This is a genomic window from Ferrovibrio terrae, assembly GCF_007197755.1.
GTDB lineage: Bacteria > Pseudomonadota > Alphaproteobacteria > Ferrovibrionales > Ferrovibrionaceae > Ferrovibrio > Ferrovibrio terrae.
The window spans coordinates 952,362-972,291 of sequence record NZ_CP041636.1 but is presented as its reverse complement, the minus strand read 5'-3'; the positions used below and the strand labels follow the sequence as shown (position 1 = coordinate 972,291).

The 19,930-nt window shown below is 64.0% G+C and carries 23 protein-coding genes; 11 read left to right on the top strand and 12 right to left on the bottom strand.

The genetic code is table 11. The features are described from left to right. Positions 1 to 81: 81 nt before the first annotated feature. The 5 genes from FNB15_RS04655 to FNB15_RS04635 form a co-directional block, all read right to left on the bottom strand. A complete protein-coding gene (locus FNB15_RS04655) occupies positions 82 to 495 on the bottom strand; it encodes a VOC family protein (RefSeq protein ID WP_144067589.1) in 414 nt (137 codons plus the stop codon). A 74-nt stretch (positions 496 to 569) separates the two neighbouring features. Next, a complete protein-coding gene (locus tag FNB15_RS04650) occupies positions 570 to 1,436 on the bottom strand; it encodes a helix-turn-helix domain-containing protein (protein ID WP_144067588.1) in 867 nt (288 codons plus the stop codon). A gap of 59 nt (positions 1,437 to 1,495) precedes the next feature. Then, a complete protein-coding gene (locus FNB15_RS04645) occupies positions 1,496 to 3,604 on the bottom strand; it encodes a TonB-dependent receptor family protein (protein ID WP_144067587.1) in 2,109 nt (702 codons plus the stop codon). A gap of 93 nt (positions 3,605 to 3,697) precedes the next feature. Then, positions 3,698 to 4,675 (bottom strand): copper chaperone PCu(A)C domain-containing protein, encoded by a 978-nt coding sequence (locus tag FNB15_RS04640; RefSeq protein WP_185973712.1) that lies wholly within the window; start codon positions 4,673 to 4,675, stop codon positions 3,698 to 3,700. Between the two features lie 43 nt (positions 4,676 to 4,718). Then, positions 4,719 to 5,111, bottom strand: coding sequence for a DUF2946 family protein (locus FNB15_RS04635; protein ID WP_144067585.1), 393 nt, complete (start codon positions 5,109 to 5,111; stop codon positions 4,719 to 4,721). A 272-nt stretch (positions 5,112 to 5,383) separates the two neighbouring features. Here FNB15_RS04635 and FNB15_RS04630 point away from each other — a divergent pair, with 272 nt between their 5' ends. The 11 genes from FNB15_RS04630 (at position 5,384) to FNB15_RS04580 (ending at position 14,647) form a co-directional block, all read left to right on the top strand. Then, on the top strand, positions 5,384 to 5,995 hold the full coding sequence (locus FNB15_RS04630; protein WP_144067584.1) for a HupE/UreJ family protein: 612 nt from the start codon (positions 5,384 to 5,386) through the stop codon (positions 5,993 to 5,995). Positions 5,996 to 6,291: 296 nt separating this feature from the next. Next, on the top strand, positions 6,292 to 7,653 hold the full coding sequence (gene rho / locus FNB15_RS04625; RefSeq protein WP_144067583.1) for a transcription termination factor Rho: 1,362 nt from the start codon (positions 6,292 to 6,294) through the stop codon (positions 7,651 to 7,653). Between the two features lie 159 nt (positions 7,654 to 7,812). After that, positions 7,813 to 8,358, top strand: a complete 546-nt coding sequence (locus tag FNB15_RS04620) for a superoxide dismutase family protein (RefSeq protein ID WP_144067582.1) — start codon at positions 7,813 to 7,815, stop codon at positions 8,356 to 8,358. A gap of 99 nt (positions 8,359 to 8,457) precedes the next feature. Further along, positions 8,458 to 9,312, top strand: a complete 855-nt coding sequence (locus FNB15_RS04615; RefSeq protein ID WP_144067581.1) for an AraC family transcriptional regulator — start codon at positions 8,458 to 8,460, stop codon at positions 9,310 to 9,312. A gap of 40 nt (positions 9,313 to 9,352) precedes the next feature. Then, positions 9,353 to 9,760 carry a DUF2000 family protein gene (locus FNB15_RS04610; RefSeq protein WP_144067580.1) on the top strand — a complete coding sequence of 136 codons (408 nt, stop codon included), beginning with the start codon at positions 9,353 to 9,355 and terminating at the stop codon, positions 9,758 to 9,760. Positions 9,761 to 10,342: 582 nt separating this feature from the next. Continuing rightward, positions 10,343 to 10,543, top strand: a complete 201-nt coding sequence (locus FNB15_RS04605) for a hypothetical protein (protein WP_144067579.1) — start codon at positions 10,343 to 10,345, stop codon at positions 10,541 to 10,543. 4 nt (positions 10,544 to 10,547) lie between these two features. Beyond that, on the top strand, positions 10,548 to 10,817 hold the full coding sequence (locus tag FNB15_RS04600; protein WP_144067578.1) for a hypothetical protein: 270 nt from the start codon (positions 10,548 to 10,550) through the stop codon (positions 10,815 to 10,817). Between the two features lie 6 nt (positions 10,818 to 10,823). Next, positions 10,824 to 11,876 carry a methionine ABC transporter ATP-binding protein gene (locus FNB15_RS04595; protein ID WP_144067577.1) on the top strand — a complete coding sequence of 351 codons (1,053 nt, stop codon included), beginning with the start codon at positions 10,824 to 10,826 and terminating at the stop codon, positions 11,874 to 11,876. Further along, the gene (locus FNB15_RS04590; protein WP_144067576.1) at positions 11,845 to 12,498 is read left to right on the top strand and encodes a methionine ABC transporter permease; all 654 of its coding nucleotides are present in this window, start codon (positions 11,845 to 11,847) and stop codon (positions 12,496 to 12,498) included. The genes FNB15_RS04595 and FNB15_RS04590 overlap by 32 nt, the downstream gene beginning before the upstream one ends. 32 nt (positions 12,499 to 12,530) lie before the next feature. Beyond that, a complete protein-coding gene (locus FNB15_RS04585) occupies positions 12,531 to 13,322 on the top strand; it encodes a MetQ/NlpA family ABC transporter substrate-binding protein (RefSeq protein WP_144067575.1) in 792 nt (263 codons plus the stop codon). Between the two features lie 191 nt (positions 13,323 to 13,513). After that, the gene (locus tag FNB15_RS04580) at positions 13,514 to 14,647 is read left to right on the top strand and encodes a peptidoglycan-binding protein (RefSeq protein ID WP_144067574.1); all 1,134 of its coding nucleotides are present in this window, start codon (positions 13,514 to 13,516) and stop codon (positions 14,645 to 14,647) included. An 8-nt stretch (positions 14,648 to 14,655) separates the two neighbouring features. Here the strand turns inward: FNB15_RS04580 and FNB15_RS04575 are convergent, their stop codons facing one another. The 7 genes from FNB15_RS04575 to FNB15_RS04545 form a co-directional block, all read right to left on the bottom strand. Beyond that, positions 14,656 to 15,159: a hypothetical protein gene (locus FNB15_RS04575; protein ID WP_144067573.1), complete on the bottom strand. Its 504-nt coding sequence runs from the start codon at positions 15,157 to 15,159 to the stop codon at positions 14,656 to 14,658. Between the two features lie 75 nt (positions 15,160 to 15,234). Further along, the gene (locus tag FNB15_RS04570; RefSeq protein WP_144067572.1) at positions 15,235 to 15,975 is read right to left on the bottom strand and encodes a HugZ family pyridoxamine 5'-phosphate oxidase; all 741 of its coding nucleotides are present in this window, start codon (positions 15,973 to 15,975) and stop codon (positions 15,235 to 15,237) included. Between the two features lie 2 nt (positions 15,976 to 15,977). Next, positions 15,978 to 16,283, bottom strand: a complete 306-nt coding sequence (locus FNB15_RS04565; RefSeq protein WP_144067571.1) for a P-II family nitrogen regulator — start codon at positions 16,281 to 16,283, stop codon at positions 15,978 to 15,980. Between the two features lies 1 nt (position 16,284). Further along, positions 16,285 to 17,322 (bottom strand): sodium-dependent bicarbonate transport family permease, encoded by a 1,038-nt coding sequence (locus FNB15_RS04560; RefSeq protein ID WP_246068789.1) that lies wholly within the window; start codon positions 17,320 to 17,322, stop codon positions 16,285 to 16,287. 137 nt (positions 17,323 to 17,459) lie between these two features. Continuing rightward, on the bottom strand, positions 17,460 to 18,434 hold the full coding sequence (locus FNB15_RS04555) for a quinone oxidoreductase family protein (RefSeq protein WP_144067570.1): 975 nt from the start codon (positions 18,432 to 18,434) through the stop codon (positions 17,460 to 17,462). Positions 18,435 to 18,459: 25 nt separating this feature from the next. Next, the gene (locus FNB15_RS04550; protein ID WP_144067569.1) at positions 18,460 to 19,158 is read right to left on the bottom strand and encodes a dienelactone hydrolase family protein; all 699 of its coding nucleotides are present in this window, start codon (positions 19,156 to 19,158) and stop codon (positions 18,460 to 18,462) included. A 118-nt stretch (positions 19,159 to 19,276) separates the two neighbouring features. Beyond that, positions 19,277 to 19,813, bottom strand: a complete 537-nt coding sequence (locus tag FNB15_RS04545) for a methylated-DNA--[protein]-cysteine S-methyltransferase (protein ID WP_144067568.1) — start codon at positions 19,811 to 19,813, stop codon at positions 19,277 to 19,279. Between the last annotated feature and the right edge of the window lie 117 nt (positions 19,814 to 19,930).

Genomic DNA, 19,930 nt, shown 5'->3' with positions numbered 1-19,930 from the left:
GCGAGGGCGCAATGCGAATACAATGCGCGAACCCTAGCCCGGGAAATGTGGCGAAGTCTCGGCCGGCTGGATTAAAAAGGCTTAATCCGCAGGCAATGTCGGAGCATAAGTCCCGAAACTCCACAGATGGCCTTCGGGGTCGCGCACCGAAAAATCGCGTGAGCCGTAATCCGTGTCGCGGATACCCCAGACGATCTCGGCGCCGGCCGCCTTGGCGCGTTCGAACAGGGCGTCCACTTCCGCCACCACGACATAGATGCTCTGGGTCGAGACACCGGCCTCACGCGGCGTCTTCAGCATGAAGGGCCCATCATCCTTGCAGGACCCTGTCATGATGATGCCGTTGCCCAGCATCAGTTCGGCATGCACCACCGCGCCGGCATCGTCGCGGTGATCGGACAGGATGCGGCAGCCGAAGGCGCGTTCAAGCCAGGCCATGGCGGCGGGCGCATCGCGGTATTGCAGGACGGGATAGATATTCGGGGGACTGGACATAAAAATCTCCGGGATTGCGATGCCGGAGAGACTAGGGGGGCGTGCAAGCCCGGTCTTGCAAAAATGTAACCGGTTCACCCGACCGGCAGGCCGACCTGGTCGGGCAAGCGCAGCGCCAGATACGCGCCCGGGCTGCGGCCGGTGATCTGGCGGAAGTCATTCGAGAAATGCGACTGGTCGGCATAGCCGGCCTCCTGCGCGATGGCGGACCAGTCGACCCGCTCCGCCATATCGACCAGCTGCAGCACCTGCCGGAAGCGCAGCAGCCGCGCGACGGTCTTGGGCGCGATGCCGACATGCTCGCGGAAGCCGACGGCCAGGTGTTTGCGGCTGCAGCCCACTTCATCGGCCAGTGCGGCGATCGAAAGCCGGCCGCCTTCCTGTTGCAGCCGGCGCAATGCCCAGGCGGTCTGCCGCGCGCCAGCCAGGTCGAAATCGGCATCCGTGGCGAGGCGAGACAGGATCGCGGCGTCGAGATGACGGAAACCCGTCGCCCAGTCATTCGCCGCCTGCAGGCCATCGATCAGCGCGGTCGCGCGTGCCGCGCCCAGCAGGTCATGCAGGCTGAACACCCGGTTGGCCAGATGATGCAGCGGCAGGCCGAAGAAACGCCGCGCGCCCAGGGGTGTGAACATCACCTGGAAGCCGCGCTGGCTGCCGCTGGATTCCGAGACCGCGTAAGCCTCGCTCAGGCCCGCCCCGAAACCGTCGCCGCTGCGCACCGGGATGACATAGCCGGCCGTGTCGATGATGGTGATCGGTTCGCCCAGATTGACGATCAGCACCGCAAACAGCCCGGGCAGTTCGTGGCGGCGCGTGAATGCCGTGTCGCGCTCGTCATAGCCGATATAGGTGTCGACGAGGCCGGCCAGTGGCCGTGAGGGACCGGCGAATGCCATTTCCCAGTTGCCGCGCGGGCCCTGCTGCCGGATCACTTTCATGCCGGCAGTATCGGTTGCGCCACCGGGGCGGCGCAACCGTATTCATGCTGGCATGACGCTTACCAGCGGTACTCGACGCCGAGATAGACGGCGCGGCCGTCGCCCGGATTGAACAGGGTCGAGGCGGCCGTCGCCGTGGCGGCAACGCTGGTGTTGGAGATGTAGGCCTTGTCGAGCAGGTTGCGGCCGTCGATGAAGACCTTCAGGCCCCCGCCGAAATCATAGCCCGCCTTGGCGCCCAGCAATGCATAAGCCTCGGTCTTCAGCGTGTTGGCATTGTCGACATAATAGCCCTGCGGCACCCATTCCACATTCGGCCCGGCATACCAGCCGCTGACGTGGCTGTAGCGCAACTCGGCGCGCAGGACATGCTTCGGTGCACCGGGGATGTCGTTGTCGCGATAGACCGCGTCATCGTCAAAGCGGAAGTCGCTGAAGGTGTAGGCACCGCGCAATGCCAGCCTGTCGCCGGTCGCCGCCAGATCGCGCAACGCCGTCCAGTCGCCGCCGAGTTCCAGCCCCTGATGAATGGTCTTGTCAGCGTTGAACACGTTGGTGATGTTATTGACGGTCTGGAACTGCAATTCGTTCTGCAGCCAGGCGCGGTAGACGGCGGCATCCCAGGCGACATCGCCGGTGCGGCCGCGCAGGCCAAGTTCGAGTGTTTTCGACTCCTGCGCCCGGATGTCGCTCTGCACGCCGGTGGTGCCGAGTTCGGAAAACGGCGGCGGCTCGGTCGACCAGCTCAGGTTGGCGAAGGCCTGCTGCTGCGGCGCATAATCCCAGCGCGAGCCCAGCTTGGGATTGATGCTGTCGTAATTGCGCTTGAAGCTGGCATTGCCGTCGCCGAGGAATTCGTCGTGGTATTCGCGATAGGCGAACGTGCCCTGCAGCCCGCCGATCAGCGCCACCGTCGGCAGCACATAGAAGGCATTCTCGCCATAGACTTCCCAGGTGCGCGAGATCTGGTCGGCATCGGACAGCAGCGCGCCGCGTGACCCGCTGACATTGTTGAACTGCTTCGCCTCCAGGCGGCCACCGAAGACATTCACTCCCAGCGTAGTCTCGTTGCGGTGGCCTGCGAGCTGCTGCTCGTCGGTCCAGCGCGCGAACCCGCCGCCATTTTCCTCATAATGATCGAGCACGCGGTTGAAGCCGCCGAACAGCGGATGGAACAGGTCCTTGCGTGCCGCGAAGGCACCCACCGTCACTTCGCCGCTGTCAGTCAGGAAGGTGGTCTTGTTGGCGCCGCGTAAGCTGTCGATGTTGCGCTTGGTATTGCCGATGAAGCTGTTGGGCGAGGTCTGCTGCGGATTGCTCAGGGCCTGCGCCTTGGTCAGCGAACTCGGGATCTTCTGGTTGATATCGGCGGCCGAAAGGAAGAATCGCGTTTCCGCGCCATCGCCGAAGCGATAGCCGATATTGCCGTTCAGGCGTTTGTAATCCTGGTCGGTATGGTCGCGGAAGCCGCTGCTGTGACTGTAGGTCGGCGTGATGTAGTAATCGTAATTTCCCAGCGCGGCGCCGGCGCCGAACTGCGTGCGCATGCTGTCGAAGCTGCCGAATTCCTGGCGCAGCAGGAAGCCGGGATTGCTGCGGCCAGTCGGGCTGACGAAATTCACCGCGCCGCCCAGCAGCGAGGCGCCGTACTGCAGCGCATTCGCGCCCTTGTAGATTTCGGTGTAGTCCACCGTCAGCGGATCGACTTCCATCGTGTCGCCAGCGCCATCGGCATCGGTGATCGGGATACCGTCGCGCAGGATACGGGTGCCGCGCAGGTGCACGTTGCGCGACAGGCCGGAGCCGCGGATCGACAGCCGCGAATCTTCCTGGCCGTATTTCGATTGCGCGAAGACGCCGGGCACGTAGTCCAGGATATCCTTCACCGAATTGGCGCGGCCGTCGCGGACTTCCTCGGCGGGCACGATATCGACGCCGCCGGCGGTCTTCTCGATGCGCTTCTTTGCCTCTTCGGCATTCGGCACGGTGATGGCTTCGTCTTCCGGCGTGGCCGTCACGGTGATCGGCTGGGTCACGGTCTGGCTGCGCGCGTCATGTGCCAGCAGCGCGATCGTGGTGGTGGCGCCGAGAAGGGCGAGGGCAAAGCGTGGCGCGACCTGTTCAGCCGCCGTGCGGGCGGCAAAGAAGGTGGTCGTCTTGGTTTTCATTGTTCTGTGTCCAGTATGGCTGAACCGCACGGCAAGCCGCGGCCTGCGCCGCACATAGCTGTGGCGTCGGTTCTCAGGAATCGGGGTTTGCGGTTAGTGCTTGTGGTCGTGGCCGCCCGAAGCAGCAGGCGCGCCGGCCTTCTGCACCGGAACGCTCACGGTCACGTTGCCGGCTTTCTCGAAGGTCAGCGTCAGCGGAAAGCTTTCGCCTTCCTTCAGCACCTGCTTCAGGCCGATCAGCATGATGTGATAGCCGCCGGGTTCCAGCGCGGTCTGGCCGTTGGCTGGCACGGGGATGTTCTCCACCGCACGCATGCGCATGGCGTCACCATCCTTGATATGCGTGTGCAGCTCCACATTCGCAGCCACCGGCGAGGCGGCCTTCACCAGCCTGTCGGCCGTGCCGCCGCCATTCTTCAGCGTCAGGAACACGCCGCCGACCTTGGCGGGTGTGGCGCGAGCGAACGGCTGCTCAACCATGATGTCGCCGGCTTTTACCGCGGCGGTCTGGCCGTGATGGCCGTGGTTCATCTGCGCCATCTGCACGCCATCACCGGCGGCAATGCGGATCATCGCAACAGGACGTTCGGCGCGCTGGCCGGCCGCCGGGATCTGGTCCCAGCGCACTTCACTGCCGGCGCAGGTCTGCACAACCGGCAGCGCGAGCTGCTTGCTGACCGTATCCGACAGCTTCAGCACCAGGCCGAATTCGTCGAACTGCTCATTCGGCAGGCTGCCGCCGCTCCAGCTGATCGCGCTGACCACGGTATCGGTCATGCGGCCATGGCCGGCATCGACCGGCTTTTCCAGTTTGGTGGTCTCGACCCTGATCTCCCAGCCCGGCTTGGGCTGCGCGCTGGCATTGACCACGCCCTCGGGGATGGTCACGCGGATTGCCGTGGTCGGTTTGCCGCCGCCGCAGCCATGACCCACACGCAAAGCGGTGCGGAAATAGCTGCCGGGCTTCGCCTCGGCGGGATCGGCGACGATATGCGCTGCAGCTGGCAGCGCGGTGGACAGGCTTAGAACGGCAAGCGCGGCTGCGCCTGCAAAGCGGATGGTGGTCGACATGGGATGGCTCCCCGAAATCCTGAAAACGAAAAGGTGGCGTCGATCAGGTGAGGGAGAGAATGGGGGGTGCGCGGGCCTGCTGTGACGGATGCTGCGCCTGGGCCAGCGTGCTGCTGCTGGCGGCCCCATAAAGCACCGTGACGGCCAGAACTGGCTGCGCCGGTTCGGCGGCGACGGGCGGCAGGACGGCCGGCTGCAGCCCGGCAAAGGACAGGCAGACCGGGCAGGACTCGCTGATCCTGGAGCTTTTGGCCGGGTCGGGATCGACTGCCGCGCCGTCCTTCATGGCAATGGTGCGGAAGCCCAGCGCCGAACAGAGCACGATCTGCTCGATGCCGTTGGCGGCCTGCACCTGGCGGGCCACCTGCTGGGTCAGCGGCAGCAGGCCATGGAAGGTCAGCGCAAACAACGCCAGCAGCGCGGCCAGACGCGCCAAGTTTGGGCGCGTCAGGCCGGCAGCCCGGGAGCGGGCTATGGGGCGGCGGGACAACATGTCTGTACGCATACCTTTGGCGGGCGGCTTCCGCAAGACCAGCCATTTCCACCCGGCAACTCCTCCGGGGTGGCCATTTGACGCAGCAGTCCACGGCTTTTAAGGTCCTGGGATCATTCGGCGGTCGATTCTCATGATCTGATCCATGGCCCGGTCGCTTCAATATTGCCCAAGTCCGCCGAGGACTTAGGTTCATCGTTTCTTGGAGGTATCCCATGCTGCGTCTGGTTGTCGGCCTCACGGCTTTCCTTGCGGCCGCGCCCGCGCTGGCGCATCACCCGATGGGCGGCAAGACCCCGTCCACGATGATGGAAGGCCTGCTGTCCGGTTTCGGCCATCCGGTGCTGGGTTTCGATCATTTCGTCTTCATCATCGCCGCCGGCCTGCTGGCCGCGCCGCGCGCCCGTGGCCTGATCCTGCCGGCCGCTTTCGTGATCGGCTCCTTCATCGGCTCGCTGCTGCATATCCAGTCGGTCGATCTGCCCGGTGGTGAATACCTGATCGCCGGTTCCGTCGTGCTGATGGGTGCCCTGCTGATCAGCCGCAAGGACATAGGCGACGGCCTGTTCGCCGCCATCCTCGGCCTCGCCGGCCTGCTGCATGGCCATGCGCTGGCCGAAGCCATCATCGGCGCCGAGCCGACGCCGCTGGTCGCCTATCTCGGCGGTCTGGCGCTGACGCAGTACATCATCGCAGCCGGTGCGGCGCTCGCCTGGCGCGTCCTGGCGTCGCGCAATGCCGCCCCCACGCTGCAATTGCGTCGGGTCGCTGGCGCTTGCGTAGTGGCGGTCGGTACCTTCTTCCTGGTCGCCAATATCGTTGGCTGATCCGGCCGGTTGAACTTCCGGTCGCTATTTTGTTACAGGGCGGGTGGCTGCTGATCGCGGCGCCCGCCCTTGACTTATCCGCGGCGCATTGGTATTTCGCTTAAACAGCGGCCCAATCTTCTTTCGGGCCGGGGCCGTTCAGGCACACCTTCCGCACTTTTTAAATTACAGTTCATCATGCGGAACCTGCGCGGGCGGCTCGCACCACCTCCCTTCCATGGCTGCCATTCCGTCTTCTCTGGAACCGGCGCCCAAATCTCCCAAACACATCCGCTCCAGCCTGAGTCGACGAGTCCATGAATCTTCAGGAACTGAAAACCAAATCCCCCACCGACCTGCTGGCCTTCGCCGAGGAGCTGCAGATCGAGAACGCATCCACCCTGCGCAAGCAGGACATGATGTTCGCGATCCTCAAGCAGCTGGCCGACCGCGAGGTTGAAATCACCGGCGAGGGCGTGCTGGAAGTGCTGCAGGACGGCTTCGGCTTCCTGCGCTCCGCCCAGGCCAATTACCTGCCGGGCCCCGACGACATCTATGTCAGCCCCAACCAGATCCGCCGCTTCGGCCTGCGCACTGGCGACACCATCGAGGGCACGATCCGCGCGCCCAAGGACGGCGAACGCTACTTCGCGCTGCTCAAGGTCAACACGATCAATTACGAAGACCCCGAGCAGACGCGCCACAAGGTGCATTTCGACAATCTGACGCCGCTCTATCCGACCGAACGCCTGCGCATGGAACTGCCGCAGATCGCCGAGGAAGAGGCGCCGGCGGCAGCCGCAGCGCCAGCCGTGAAGGGTTCGACGCTCAAGAGCCGCAGCGGCAGCAGCAAGACCGAGAAGATCATCTCCGGCGGTCCGAAACGGGATGTCTCTGCCCGCGTCATCGACCTGATCTCGCCGCAGGGCAAGGGCCAGCGCGCGCTGATCGTGGCGCCGCCGCGCACCGGCAAGACGATGCTGCTGCAGAATATTGCGCATGCCATCAGTCACAATCATCCGGAAGTCTATCTGATCGTCCTGCTGATCGACGAACGTCCGGAAGAAGTCACCGACATGCAGCGCACCGTGAAGGGCGAGGTGATTTCCTCCACCTTCGACGAGCCGGCAAGCCGCCATGTGCAGGTCACCGAAATGGTGCTGGAAAAGGCCAAGCGCCTGGTCGAGCACAAGCGCGATGTCGTCATCCTGCTGGATTCGATCACGCGTCTGGCCCGCGCCTACAACACCGTGGTGCCGTCGTCGGGCAAGGTGCTGACCGGTGGCGTGGACGCCAACGCGCTGCAGAAGCCCAAGCGCTTCTTCGGCGCCGCCCGCAATATCGAAGAGGGCGGCTCGCTCACCATCATTGCCACCGCGCTGATCGAAACCGGTTCGCGCATGGACGAAGTGATCTTCGAAGAGTTCAAGGGTACCGGTAACTCGGAAATCATCCTCGACCGCAAGCTGTCGGACAAGCGCACCTTCCCGGCCATCGACATCACCAAGTCGGGCACCCGCAAGGAAGAACTGCTGGTCGACAAGGGTGTGCTGGCCAAGATGTGGGTGCTGCGCCGCATCCTCATGCCGATGGGCGGCCAGGACGCGATGGAGTTCCTGCTCGACAAGATCAAGCACAGCAAGACCAATGCGGACTTCTTCGATTCGATGAATACCTGATCGGTCAGCCAATCAGGCCAGACGTTCACGGGCGGGGCAGCAAACCCCGCCCGTTTTCTTTTACAGGTCCCTTTTTATGGGACTATTTTGCTGCAGTCCGGACCTTTTTGCGGCTTTACTCGGTTTGTCTGTGGAGCACACCCTGACAGGAGAAACGCCATGCGCCGCATCTTGCTGACCACAGCCGTCACCGGCTTCGCCCTCCTTGCTGCGGCGCCAGCCGTGCTGGCGGCGGAAAAAAGCATCCCGATCCACGCCATTTCCGCCAATGGCACCGGCATGGCACTGGGCACCATCGTGGCGAAGGACACGCCGCAGGGCCTGCTGCTGACGCCCGACCTGAAGCAGATCGGCCAGCCGGCAGGGCCGCGCGGTTTCCATCTGCATGAAAAGGGTGATTGCGGCGTGGCGCCGGGCGCCGATGGCCGGCCCGCGCCGGGCATGGCGGCCGGTGGGCATTACGACCCGAACAAGACCGGCAAGCATCATGGCCCGCATGCCAGGGACGGCCACAAGGGCGATCTGCCGCCGCTGGTGGTGAATGCGGACGGCACCGCCACGCTGCCGGTGGTGGCACCGCAGCTGAAGGTGCGTGATCTCGTTGGCAAGGCGCTGATGATCCATGCCGGCGGCGACAATTACAGCGATACGCCGGCCCCGCTCGGCGGTGGCGCCGGCCGCGTCGCCTGTGGCGTGATCAAGTAAGGAAAGAGAGACCCTCTCATCCCAACTCTCTCCCATGGAGTGGGAGAGGGAGGGACCCGCGAAGCGGGAGGGTGAGGGCGGAGCGAAATTGGGGAAGGTATGGCGCAGACCCAGACCAACGACTGGTTCGATTTCGCCCGCGATGCACAGAGCGGCACCGAGGCCGTGCGTGCCCGGTTCCATGCCCATGCCTACGATCCGCATTTCCACGATCAGGTGCTGATCGGCGTCACCGAACAGGGCGTGCAGCAGTTCCGCTGCCGGCGCGAAATCCATCGCAGCACGCCCGGCCGCATGATTTTCATGGAGCCGGGCGAGACGCATGATGGCGAGGCCTGTGCCGCCGACGGCTTCACCTACGCGATGCTGTATTTCGATCCGGCCTGGCTGCAGCAGAGTGCGTCGCTCTATGCCGGGCGACAGACCGGCGAGGCCGTTTTCCATTTTCCGCGCACACTGGATGATGACGCGGCGCTGGCGCAGGCCGTGCGCATGGCGCGCCGGCAGATTTCTGCCCCCGACAATCGCATGGCCTGCGATGCAGCACTCGATCATGTCGTTGCCCTGCTGGCGCAGCGTTTTGCTGGTGCCCCGGCTGACAAACCCGGTCGCGCACCACGCGTGGCAAAACTGGCGCGCGAGGCGATGGATGCCGGCTTCGACGGCGATCTCGGCCTGGAGGAGCTGGCGCTTGCCGCCGGCACCGACCGGTTTCGTCTGACCCGCGCGTTTTCAGCGGCCTATGGCCTCAGCCCGCATGCCTATCTGGTGCAGCGCCGCCTCAACCGCGCGCGTTTCCTGCTCAGTCGTGGCGAGACGCCGGCTGCGGTGGCGGCAGCGACAGGGTTCGCCGACCAGAGCCATCTGGGGCGCTGGTTCCGCCGTGCCTTCGGCATGACGCCGGCGGCCTATCGCCGCATCTGCACAAATCTTCCAGACCCGCAGGCGGCCTGACGGCATCCTCGGCTTCATAACGAAGCAAGGATGCAGACCAGTGTTCACCACCAAGATCGCCATCGTCGTGCGCGAGGATCTCGCGCAATGGCAGAAGCTCAACGTCACGGCCTTTCTGGCCAGCGGGATTGCCGCCGCCGTGCCTGCCTGCATCGGCGAGGCGTATGTCGATGCCGCCGGCCGGCGCTACGGGGCGATGTGCGGCCAGCCGATTCTGGTTTTTGCAGGAGCACTGACGGATTTACAGAAAGCGCATGGCCGCGCCATCGAGCAGGAGCTTGTCGTCGTGCCGTATGTCGAGGCGATGTTTGCCACCGGGCATGACGCCGCCAATCGCGCCGTATTTGCCGAAGGCGATGTGGCCGCGCAGAGCTGGGTCGGGCTCGCCGTGCATGGCGAGCGCAAGGCCGTGGATAAGGCGCTCAAGGGACTGAAACTGCATCCCTGACAAAAAGTGCAGGCGCTGCGAAATGAGACTTGTAATTGCAAATCATTCGCATATACTTACCGGCATCGCACCCCGGTGCGGTTTTTAGGTCGGCCTCATCACTCTGCTGGTCGTGATGAGGTTCGTGGTCGGTCCGTCAGAATGGGGCATTGGCGGGCCGACCCGACCGAACTTTCTCCGGAAAATACAAAGTTTTTCAGATACATGACTCACTCAAGCCGTAGCGCTTGGCCATGAGCTATGCATTCTTTGCGTGTGAGTTTAGTTTTATTTGCATAACTAACTGTACAATTAAATTGACTTTCTTATCTATGTGTGGAATATAGGGATCATCCAGTCCCGGCAAAAAGCCAACGGACCGGATCGCGGGATTTGAAGGGCAGCTTGCACCGCGCACCAATGCTAAAGCGCCACGGCGCAGACCTCGGTGTCTGTCGGTCGTGGGCCCGGAGATGTTCGGAGTGAGACCCATGACCCCTATGCGCAAATCCATCCTCTGTTGTTGTCGCTGACCGCAGCTTTCTGCCGTCACCCCTTTTAGCGACTTAAGTGCCGACCGCTGGTCGGCCAACGGAGTATCCCATGAGTGAAGCCTATCTGATCGAGGCGGCCGGCGAGGCCGCCGGTGTGGTTGTCCGCGAACGCGGCGGCTTCCGCTTCTTCGCCGCCGCGCCGCAGTTTAATGCCATCGAGCAGCAGCTCTTTCGTCGCACCGCCGATGCCGAGCGTGCGGCGCGTGCTTTAGCTGCCAACGACAACCAGTTCACCCATGCCTGGAGGTAGTGCCATGACTCGCACACAGATCATTATCGATGCACCTGTGCAGGTGACCCGTCACGAGCGCGGCCGGCGTATCTCGATCGCCGACCGCCTGCAGGCGGCCTTCGGCGCTTTCGTGACGCCGGACCGGCTCGCCGCCGCCAAGCCTGCGAGCAACGACAACAGCCATCTGTGGCCCAGCGACTCCGCGTCGCTGGCCGATCCGCTGGCGTTGCCGCCGGACTGGCATGGCGGCGGCGATCTGCTGGCGCTGAGTTTCCTCCCCTTTGATCGCTAACAGGTCATGATCGAGTTACAGAATCTCACCAAGCGCTTCGTCACGGCTTCAGGCGGTGTCGAAGCCTTGCGCAATGTCAGCCTGACCATCAACCCGGGTGAAATCTTCGGCGTGATCGGCCGCTCGGGTGCGGGCAAGTCGACGCTGATCCGCGTCATCAACCTGCTGGAGCGTCCGACCGAGGGCAAGGTGATCGTTGCCGGCCGCGAGCTGACGGCGCTGTCGTCGTCCGAGCTGCGCGCGGCGCGGCGCGACATCGGCATGATCTTCCAGCATTTCAATCTGCTGTCGGCGCGCACCGTGTTCGACAATGTCGCGCTGCCGCTGGAACTTCGTGGCGAGTCGAAGGCGGCCATCAAGGCGAAGGTCGAGCCGCTGCTGGAGCTGGTGGGGCTGTCAGACAAGGCTGGGCAATATCCGGCACAGCTGTCGGGCGGCCAGAAACAGCGCGTCGGTATCGCGCGCGCGCTCGCCACCGATCCGAAGGTGCTGCTCTGCGACGAGGCCACCTCGGCGCTCGATCCCGAAACCACCGAGCAGATTTTGCGCCTGATCAAGGATATCCGCGACCGCCTCAATCTGACTGTGGTGCTGATCACGCATGAGATGGCGGTGGTCAAGGAGATCGCCGACCGCGTCGCCGTGATGGAGCAGGGTCGCATCATCGAGCAGGGTGAGACCTTCGAGGTCTTTACCCGGCCGCAGCATGTCACCACGCGCAGCTTCGTCGCCGACCTGATCGGCTTCGACCTGCCGCCGGCTTTGCAGAAGCGTCTCACTGCCCAGCCGACTCCAAATGCCCGCCTGTGGCGCATCCTGTTCACCGGGCCGCATGCCGACGAGCCGGTGATCGCCGAACTGTCGCGCAATCTCGGACTTGACCTGAACATCCTGCATGGCCGCATCGATGAAATTCAGGGCCGCCCCTTCGGCGTCATGGTGGTGCAGGCCCGTGGCGACGAGGCGAAACTGATCGCCGCCAAATCCTATCTCGCCAGCAAACAGCTCACTGTTGAGGAACTCGAAGATGTCGTCGCAATTGATCGCGCTGCTGTTTGACGGCCTGATTGAAACCCTGGTGATGGTCGGCGTGTCCGGCGGCATCGGGGCACTGTTCGGCATTCCGCTCGGTGTCATCCTGATCCTGACCGATCGCGGCGGGATTTTGCAAAACCTGACGGCCAACCGCGTGCTCGGCCTCGCCATCAACGCGGCGCGCTCCACGCCCTTTATCATCCTGATGGTGGCGATCATTCCCTTCACGCGCCTGGTCGCCGGCACCTCGATCGGTACCGCCGCCGCCATCGTGCCGCTGACGATTGCAGCCATCCCCTTCATCGCCCGCCTGGTGGAAACCGCTTTGCGCGAAGTCCCAAGCGGCCTGATCGAGGCGGCCGATGCCATGGGCGCCACACCGCTGCAGATCGTGGTGAAAGTCCTGCTGCCCGAGGCACTGCCCGGCATCGTGGCAGGCCTCACCATCACCTTCGTCAGCCTGATCGGCTACTCCGCCATGGCGGGCGCGGTCGGCGGCGGCGGTCTTGGCGATATCGGCATCCGCTACGGCTACCAGCGCTTCCTGCCCGAAGTGATGCTCGCCGTCGTGCTGGTGCTGATCGTCTTCGTTCAGGGCGTGCAGTCGGCGGGCGACCGCCTGGTCCGCAAGCTCAGTCATCGTTAATTCAACAAAGCCTCCCCAGAAAAGGAAAAACCATGTCTGTCACTCGTCGTTCTCTTGCCCTCCTCGCTCTCGCGGCGCTTGTTGCCTCTCCGGCCCTTGCTCAGGACAAGCCGATCAAGGTCGGCGTCACTGCGGGTCCGCATGCTGAAATCTTCGAAGTGGTGAAGAAGGTCGCCGAAAAGGATGGCCTGAAAATCCAGATCGTCGAATTCAGCGATTATATCCAGCCGAATGCCGCGCTGAATGCCGGCGACCTGGATGTGAATTCCTACCAGCACCTGCCGTACCTGGAAGCCCAGATCAAGGATCGCGGCTACAAGCTGGTCAACATCGGCTACACCGTGAACTTCCCGATGGGCGTCTATTCCAAGAAGGTGAAGCAGCTTTCCGATCTGCCGGCTGGCGCGCGCGTCGGCATCCCGAATGATCCGACCAATGGCGGTCGCGGTCTTCTGGTGCTGGAATCGGCTGGCCTGATCAAGCTGAGGAAAGAAGCCGGCCTGAAGGCGACGCCGCTGGATATCATCGACAATCCGAAGAAGGTCCGCATCGTCGAGCTCGACGCCGCCCAGCTGCCGCGTGCGCTGGACGAACTGGATGCCGCCGCGATCAACACCAACTACGCCCTGCCGGCTGGTCTCTCGCCGACGAGGGATGCGATCGCCAGCGAAGGCGCCAAGGCGCCGTATGTGAACATCATCGCCGTGCGGACCCAAGACAAGGACAAGCCGGAATATGCCCGTCTGGTGAAGGCCTATCAGTCGGCCGAGGTGAAGGCTTTCGTTGAGCAGAAGTACCAGAAGGCTGTCGTCACCGCCTGGTAAGCATCTGAGACTGCCGTCCGTATCGTAAGTCCTCCCCAGATGCGAACGCCCAGACCCGCCGTGACCGGGACCACCCGGCCGGCGGGTCTTTTTATGTCCGCGATTTGATCTTGAAAATAGAACATATATGGTACATAATAGAGGAATATTGTCACTCGATATCAACTTGCGCCAGCGGAGGCCGATTCCTCATGTCATTGCTTTCAAAAGAGAATTTCTTCGACAACCTGTTCAGCTTCGGCGGCTCGGTCGGCCGCAACGGCGACAACGGCCGCGACGACGTGATCAAGGCGCAGACCCTGCTGGCCGATGCCGGCTATCTCGATCTGCCGGCGCCCGGCATTCCGACCGGCTGGCCGGGCGACGGGCTGACCCGCGCGATCACCAATCTGCAGAAGGACAACGGCCTGGAGGCCGACGGCCTGCTGCTGCCGATGGTGCAGGGCCGCGTGGCCCAGAATGGCGTGGGCGAGACGCTGCATCTGTTGCAGCAGCAGAGTGGCAGCCATCTGAAAAACCGCCCGGCGCTGACGCCACAGCAGGTGGACGACTACTGGCAGCAGCCGCGCGACGCGGAGGACGAGATACAGCTGGCCCAGGCCAACTCAGTTCAGACAGATGCGCTGCCGCAGGCTCCTGCGCCGATGCCGCAGCAGAAACCGATGCCCCAATCTGAATTCATGCCGGTGCCTGGCCACAAGCGCGACTTCTTCCTGAAGCCGGAAAACAAGGATGTCTGGACCGACAGCCAGTCGGCGATCCAGCGGCAATTGCCCGGTCAGCCGTCACAGGGCACGGCCATTGGCCGCATCTATGCCGAAGAAGGTGGGCGCGTGCGTGACCCGAACGGCACGGCTGTCGGCGGCATCACCGAGACGACACTGCAGGACATGCAGGGCAAAGGCCTGCTGCCGGGTCTGCCCAAGGATGTGAAGCCGGGTGATCTGACGCCGGACCAGCAGGTGCAGGTCTATCGCGCCTATCTCGATCAGGGTTTCCGCCATGTCGGCGGCGCGAAAGCGCTGGAGCAGCTCGATCCAGATCTCGCCCATGCGGTTGCCGATGCCATGTTCATGCATGGCAGCAGCGGCGGGATGACATTTGTGCAGGAGGCGATCTACGATTCGGGCATCGATCCGGCGATCAAGGCCGATGGCGGCATGGGTCCGCAGAGCTTCGCAGCGCTGAAAAAGGCCAGCGATGATCCGAAGCTGCGCGATGCGCTGCAGACTGCCATCGTCGAGTCGCGTCTCAAGGCGAAGGAATGGACGCCCGGTGAAATCGATCGCATCAGCCGCACGCGCCCGGGCGCGTGGAGGCGCTGACGAAAGAATCAGAAGCGCGCCCGAAACCGGTAGGCATAGACCCAGAAGTCACCCTGCTTGCGCAGCATGTGAACATAGGGCGGGTCATTCTCAACCTTGCGGCAGGCGGTTTGGTCATCCACGTCGCCGTAACAGCTCCGGACCATGTAGGCGATCACCACATCGCCTGGCTGCGGCTTCATGTTGCCCTCGGTGCTGCGGTCGATCGGGTCGAGCGGCGAGGGCCGGCGGGTATAGATCAGGCGATATTCCTCACGCTTGTCGGCGGGCGGGACCACACTCATGATCGGGCGGATGCCGGCTCCCACCATGTCGCAGAGTTCCGGCTGGCGCCGCACGAAGCAGGCGAGATAGGTCTCAAGGGCGCAAAGCGGTGTCACCGGGTTGCCGACGCAGCGACTGGTGGTGGTGGCGTCGTCGCGCGTCATCCTGCGCCACACGCCCGGCGAATCTGGAGGCAGCAGCATGGGGTCATTGCCCTGCGCCACCGCAAGGCCGGGCAGGACGATCATAAGAAGGTGTGTTGCCAGCAGGGCGATGCGCATGATTGCGGCGAGCCTAGCAGATCGCGCCGTCCGGCGCAGCGGTTATGCGTTGCGCGCCTGCTTCACCAGCCGCACCAGTTCGATGCGGGCGTCTTCGGCGGTGGCAATCGTCTTGCCGAAATTCAACCGCGCCAGTTCGCCGCCATGGTCTTCATCGGCCCTGATCAGGTCGCAGCCTTCGGCATCAATGCCGCACAGGCTCCAGCCATCGCCGGCACGGCCGAGCAGCCTCGAAGCATAGAGCTGCACGGCATCGGCATGGTCGGCGTTCATATGTTCGAGGATGCCGGCTTCCGCATCGATCAGCCTGTCGGATTCGCCAGCGTATGTATAATCGTCGAGCCAGTGGATTTTGCCAAAGCCGGCCACGATATGCGCGCGCTCGACGGCGAGCCGATAGAAGGCGAAATCGCCGAAGCCGGCATACATTTCGGCCGAGGGATGCCGCGCCAGGAAACGGGCGCGGTGGCGCGGATCCTCGGTCTTCACCGCGCGGCCGAGCAGCGACACGCGCGGGCCGGTCAGAGGTTCGGCGAAGCCGGCCGTACCGTCGCAGAGCAGCGACGCGCGGTCGTTGCTGATCAGGTTCTTGGTATGCTCGGCCAGCCGCGAGATCAGCAGGAGCGGCGCCGCATCATGGTCAAAGGCCACCAGCACCAGCGATGCGTAAGGTTGCCCGTTCTGACCGCTCATCGTCGTCGCCAGGCTGGCGGTCCTGCAGGCGCGCGCCACCGCGCGGGCCTGCTGCGCGGGGGATTTGGTATCGACCGGAAGCTTGGTCATGATCAAAAACGATCCGCGCGCGAGACTTCGACATCAGAGATGTAGACCACCGCCACCGCATCGGCGAAGCGGGTGTGGAAACCATCCAGCACGACGCGTGCCACCGGCTCGGTGGCCACCGCCACGATCATCACATTGTCGAAGGCGCGGGTGATGTCGTCGCCGCTGCGTTCGCCATGTTTGCCGCCGCCGATCACGCGCGGAAACAGGCTCCAGCCCTTCACGCCCTGGGCCGACAGCCAGTCCAGCACCGGCTTTTGCAGTGGCGCTTCGACGATGATCTCGATCTTCTTGCGCGGATGTGCCATGTCAGCCTCCGAACAGCCGCTGCGCCACGGTGAGGTAGAGCGGCAGGCCGATGGCGACATTGAACGGGAAAGTGATCGCCAGCGCCAGTGTCACCGACAGCGAGGGATTGGCCGCCGGCAGCGCCAGTCGCATGGCGGCCGGCACGGCGATATACGACGCAGATGCGGCCAGTACGGCCAGCAGCATGGCGCCACCCGCGCTTAGGCCCAGTGCGGCCGCCGCGAGAAAACCACAGGTCGCGCCTATCGGCGGCATGACCAGACCGAACAGGATCAGCGCCTTGGGGAACTGCCGTGCGGCGCGGCCCTGGCGCACGGCGACCAGACCCATATCGAGCAGGAAGATGCAGAGCGCGCCGTTGAACAGGTCGGCGACGAAAGGCCTGATCTTGGCCAGCCCGGCATCGCCGGTGATCCAGCCGATGGCGAAGCCGCCCATCAGCAACATCACCGAGCCGTTCACCAGCACCTCGCGGAACAGCGCGCCGCGTTCGCTGGTTCGATCCGGCATGCCGGGGCTCTTCTGCCCTCCTGCCAGCATCAGGCCGATCAGGATCGCCGGCGTTTCCATGACAGCCGTCATGGCGACGAGGTAGCCTTCATACGGAATGTCGCGGCTGCGCAGGAATTCGGCGGCCGTCACGAAGGTGACGATGCTGATCGATCCGTAATGCGCGGCGATGGCCGCGGCGTTCGTGCGGTTCTGCTGCCACACGCCGCGCAGCAGCACGAAGGCGATCAGCGGCAGCGCCAGGCTGAGCGCGAGAGCGGCCATGATCGCGCCGGCCAGTGCCCAGCCGCTGGCGGCATGCATGGCGACGCCGCCCTTGAAGCCGATGGCGAACATCAGATAGATCGCCAGCGCCTTGGCGGCGCCTTCGGGGATTTCCAGATCGGAGCGGACAAAGGCTGCGACCGCGCCCAGCACGAAGGCCAGGATCATCGGCGACAGCAGGTTGCCGGCGGCGAGATGCAGAAGCTCGGTCATGAGGACAGCAGCATGGCGCAGGCCGCGCGGCGGCGAAAGGCTCAGGGCCATTCTCAAGGATCATCACCCCGGCTCGCGCTGCGCTTGGCCGGGGTGACGGCCTTTATTTACCTTGTCATGCCCGCGAAGGCGGGCATCCAGCCCGACGGAAAGACGGGGGTCCCGCTTTCGCCGGGACGACGAATGACTTACGGCAGCAGCAGTGTCGAGCCGGTCGTTTTGCGCGCTTCCAGGTCGGCATGTGCCTTGGCCGCATCCTTCAGTGCATAGGTCTGCGGCACTTCCACCTTCACCTTGCCGCTCGACACCACGTCGAACAGCGCCTTGGCCGAATTGACCAGATCGGCTCGCTTGGCCGTATAGGTGACCAGCGTAGGGCGCGTCACATAGAGCGAGCCCTTGCCGGCCAGCGTGGCGATCTCGAAGGGCGGCACCGGACCCGAGGCATTGCCGAAGCTGACCATCAGGCCGAAGGGCGAGAGGCAGTCGAGCGAGCCGGCCCAGGTATCCTTGCCGACGCCGTCATACACGACCGGCACACCGGCATCCTTGGTGAGTTCCTTCACGCGCTCGGCGAAGTTCTCGGTGCGGTAGTTGATGATGTGATCGTAGCCATGCGCCCTGGCCAGTTTCGCCTTGTCCTCGCTGCCCACCGTGCCGATCACGGTGGCGCCCAGCGCCTTGGCCCACTGGCCGAACAGCAGGCCCACGCCGCCTGCGGCGGCATGGAACAGCACGGTGTCGCCCGGCTTCACCTTGTAGGTGCGCTGCACGAGATACTCGGTTGTCATGCCCTTCAGCATGATGGCGGCGGCGGTCTGGTCGGATATGCCCTGCGGCAGCACGACGACGCGGTCGGCCTGCATCAGGCGCTCTTCCGAATACGAGCCGAGCGGCGCCGAGGCATAGGCGACCCGATCGCCGACCTTGATGTCGGTCACGCCATCGCCCACGGCGGTGACGGTGCCTGCGCCTTCCATGCCAAGCGTGAGCGGCAGCGGCAGCTTGTACAGGCCGGTGCGATGATAGGTGTCGATGTAATTCAGGCCGGCAGCGGTAGTCTTGAGCCGGATCTGGCCGGGGCCGGGCGCGCCGACCTCAACCTCTTCCCATTTCATCTGCTCGGGGCCACCGGGTGCGTGAATGCGGATCGCGTGAACCATTGTATCTGGGCTTTCTCTTGTTCGATCAGGAAAGGTGCGACTTGAAGAAATTGGCCGTGCGCGTATTCGCAGCGTAGGCGGCCGCCTGGTCGTAATGCTCGCCGCCGACGCGGGCGAAGGCATGGTCGTTGCCTTGGTATTCGTGCAGCGTCACGTTGGAATTTCCGGCCACGGCGGCTTTCACCTTGGCCTGCTGGTCCTTGGGTACGAACTTGTCTTCGGTGGCGACATGCATCAGCAGCGGCTTTTTGATATTCGCCACTTCGCCGGTATGGTCGGCCAGTCCGACGCCGTAATAGGAGACGGCGGCATCCACGTCGCTGCGCGCCGCCATCAGGAAAGCCAGCTTGCCGCCGAGGCAGTAGCCGACCGTGCCGACCTTACCGCCGGTCAGCTGGCGCAAAGCGCTCAGCGACGACTTCAGGTCGGCAATGCCGAGATCGACATTGAAGCCACCGAACAGGGCAAATGCCTTGTCCCAGTGTTCCTTCGTCTTGTCGGTGATGTCGACGCCGGGTTCCTGGCGCCAGAACAGGTCGGGACAGAGCGCGACATAGCCCTGCGCGGCCAGGTCGTCGCAGATGTCGCGCATCACTTCGTTGATGCCGAAGATTTCCTGGATGACGAGGATGCCAGGGCCCCCCTTGCTGACATTCTGGTCTCCCGCCACATAGGCGCTGAAGCTGCCGCCATCATGGGCATTGATCGTGACCGTCTTTGCCATTGCGCTCTCTCCCTGTCTGAAAACCGGGAAGAACATTAGGCAGGGCGGCGCGGTGCGGCAACCGACAGAGCGGTGACCGTGAAAGCAGGTTACGCCCCGGAAATCAATTTGGGGAAAATCAGAACAGGCTGACCTGCTCCGAGGGAACGTAAGCGCCTTCATGGCGCAGCAGCCAGCGTTTGGTCTCCAGCCCGCCCTTGCCGGAATAGCCGCCGGCATCGCCGCCCGCCGCGAGAATCCGGTGGCAGGGGATGATCACCGGGATCGGATTGGCGCCGCAGGCGCTGCCCACCGCGCGGGCATCCGCCGTGCCGGTGCCCACGGCGCTGGCGGCTTCGCCATAGCTGCGCGTGCGTCCGGCCGGAATCGCCAGCATGAAATCCCACACGGCCTGCTGGAATTCGGTGCCGGCCGGATCGAGCGGCAGGTCGAAGCTGGTTTTGCCATCGGCGAAATAGGCCGCCAGCTGGCGGCCGGCCTCATCCAGCAGGGCCTGGGCCTCGGGCGGCGTGTCGGTATCCGCCGACCAGGAGGCCTTCTGGGCACCCCGGCCGCCCCAATCCAGCTTCACGATGGCCTGGCTGGTGGCAAAGACGGTGAGCGAGCCCAGTGGGCTGGGCAGGGTCAGGCTGTAGGTGGCACGGTTTTTCGTCATGAGTTTCTGACACTTGGCAACGCGGCCCGGAAGGCTGGACTTCAATCTTCAGGCCACTATGGTTACGCCCAAATTCCACAATGCAATAGCATGGCCGGACCGGCCGGAGATATCCGC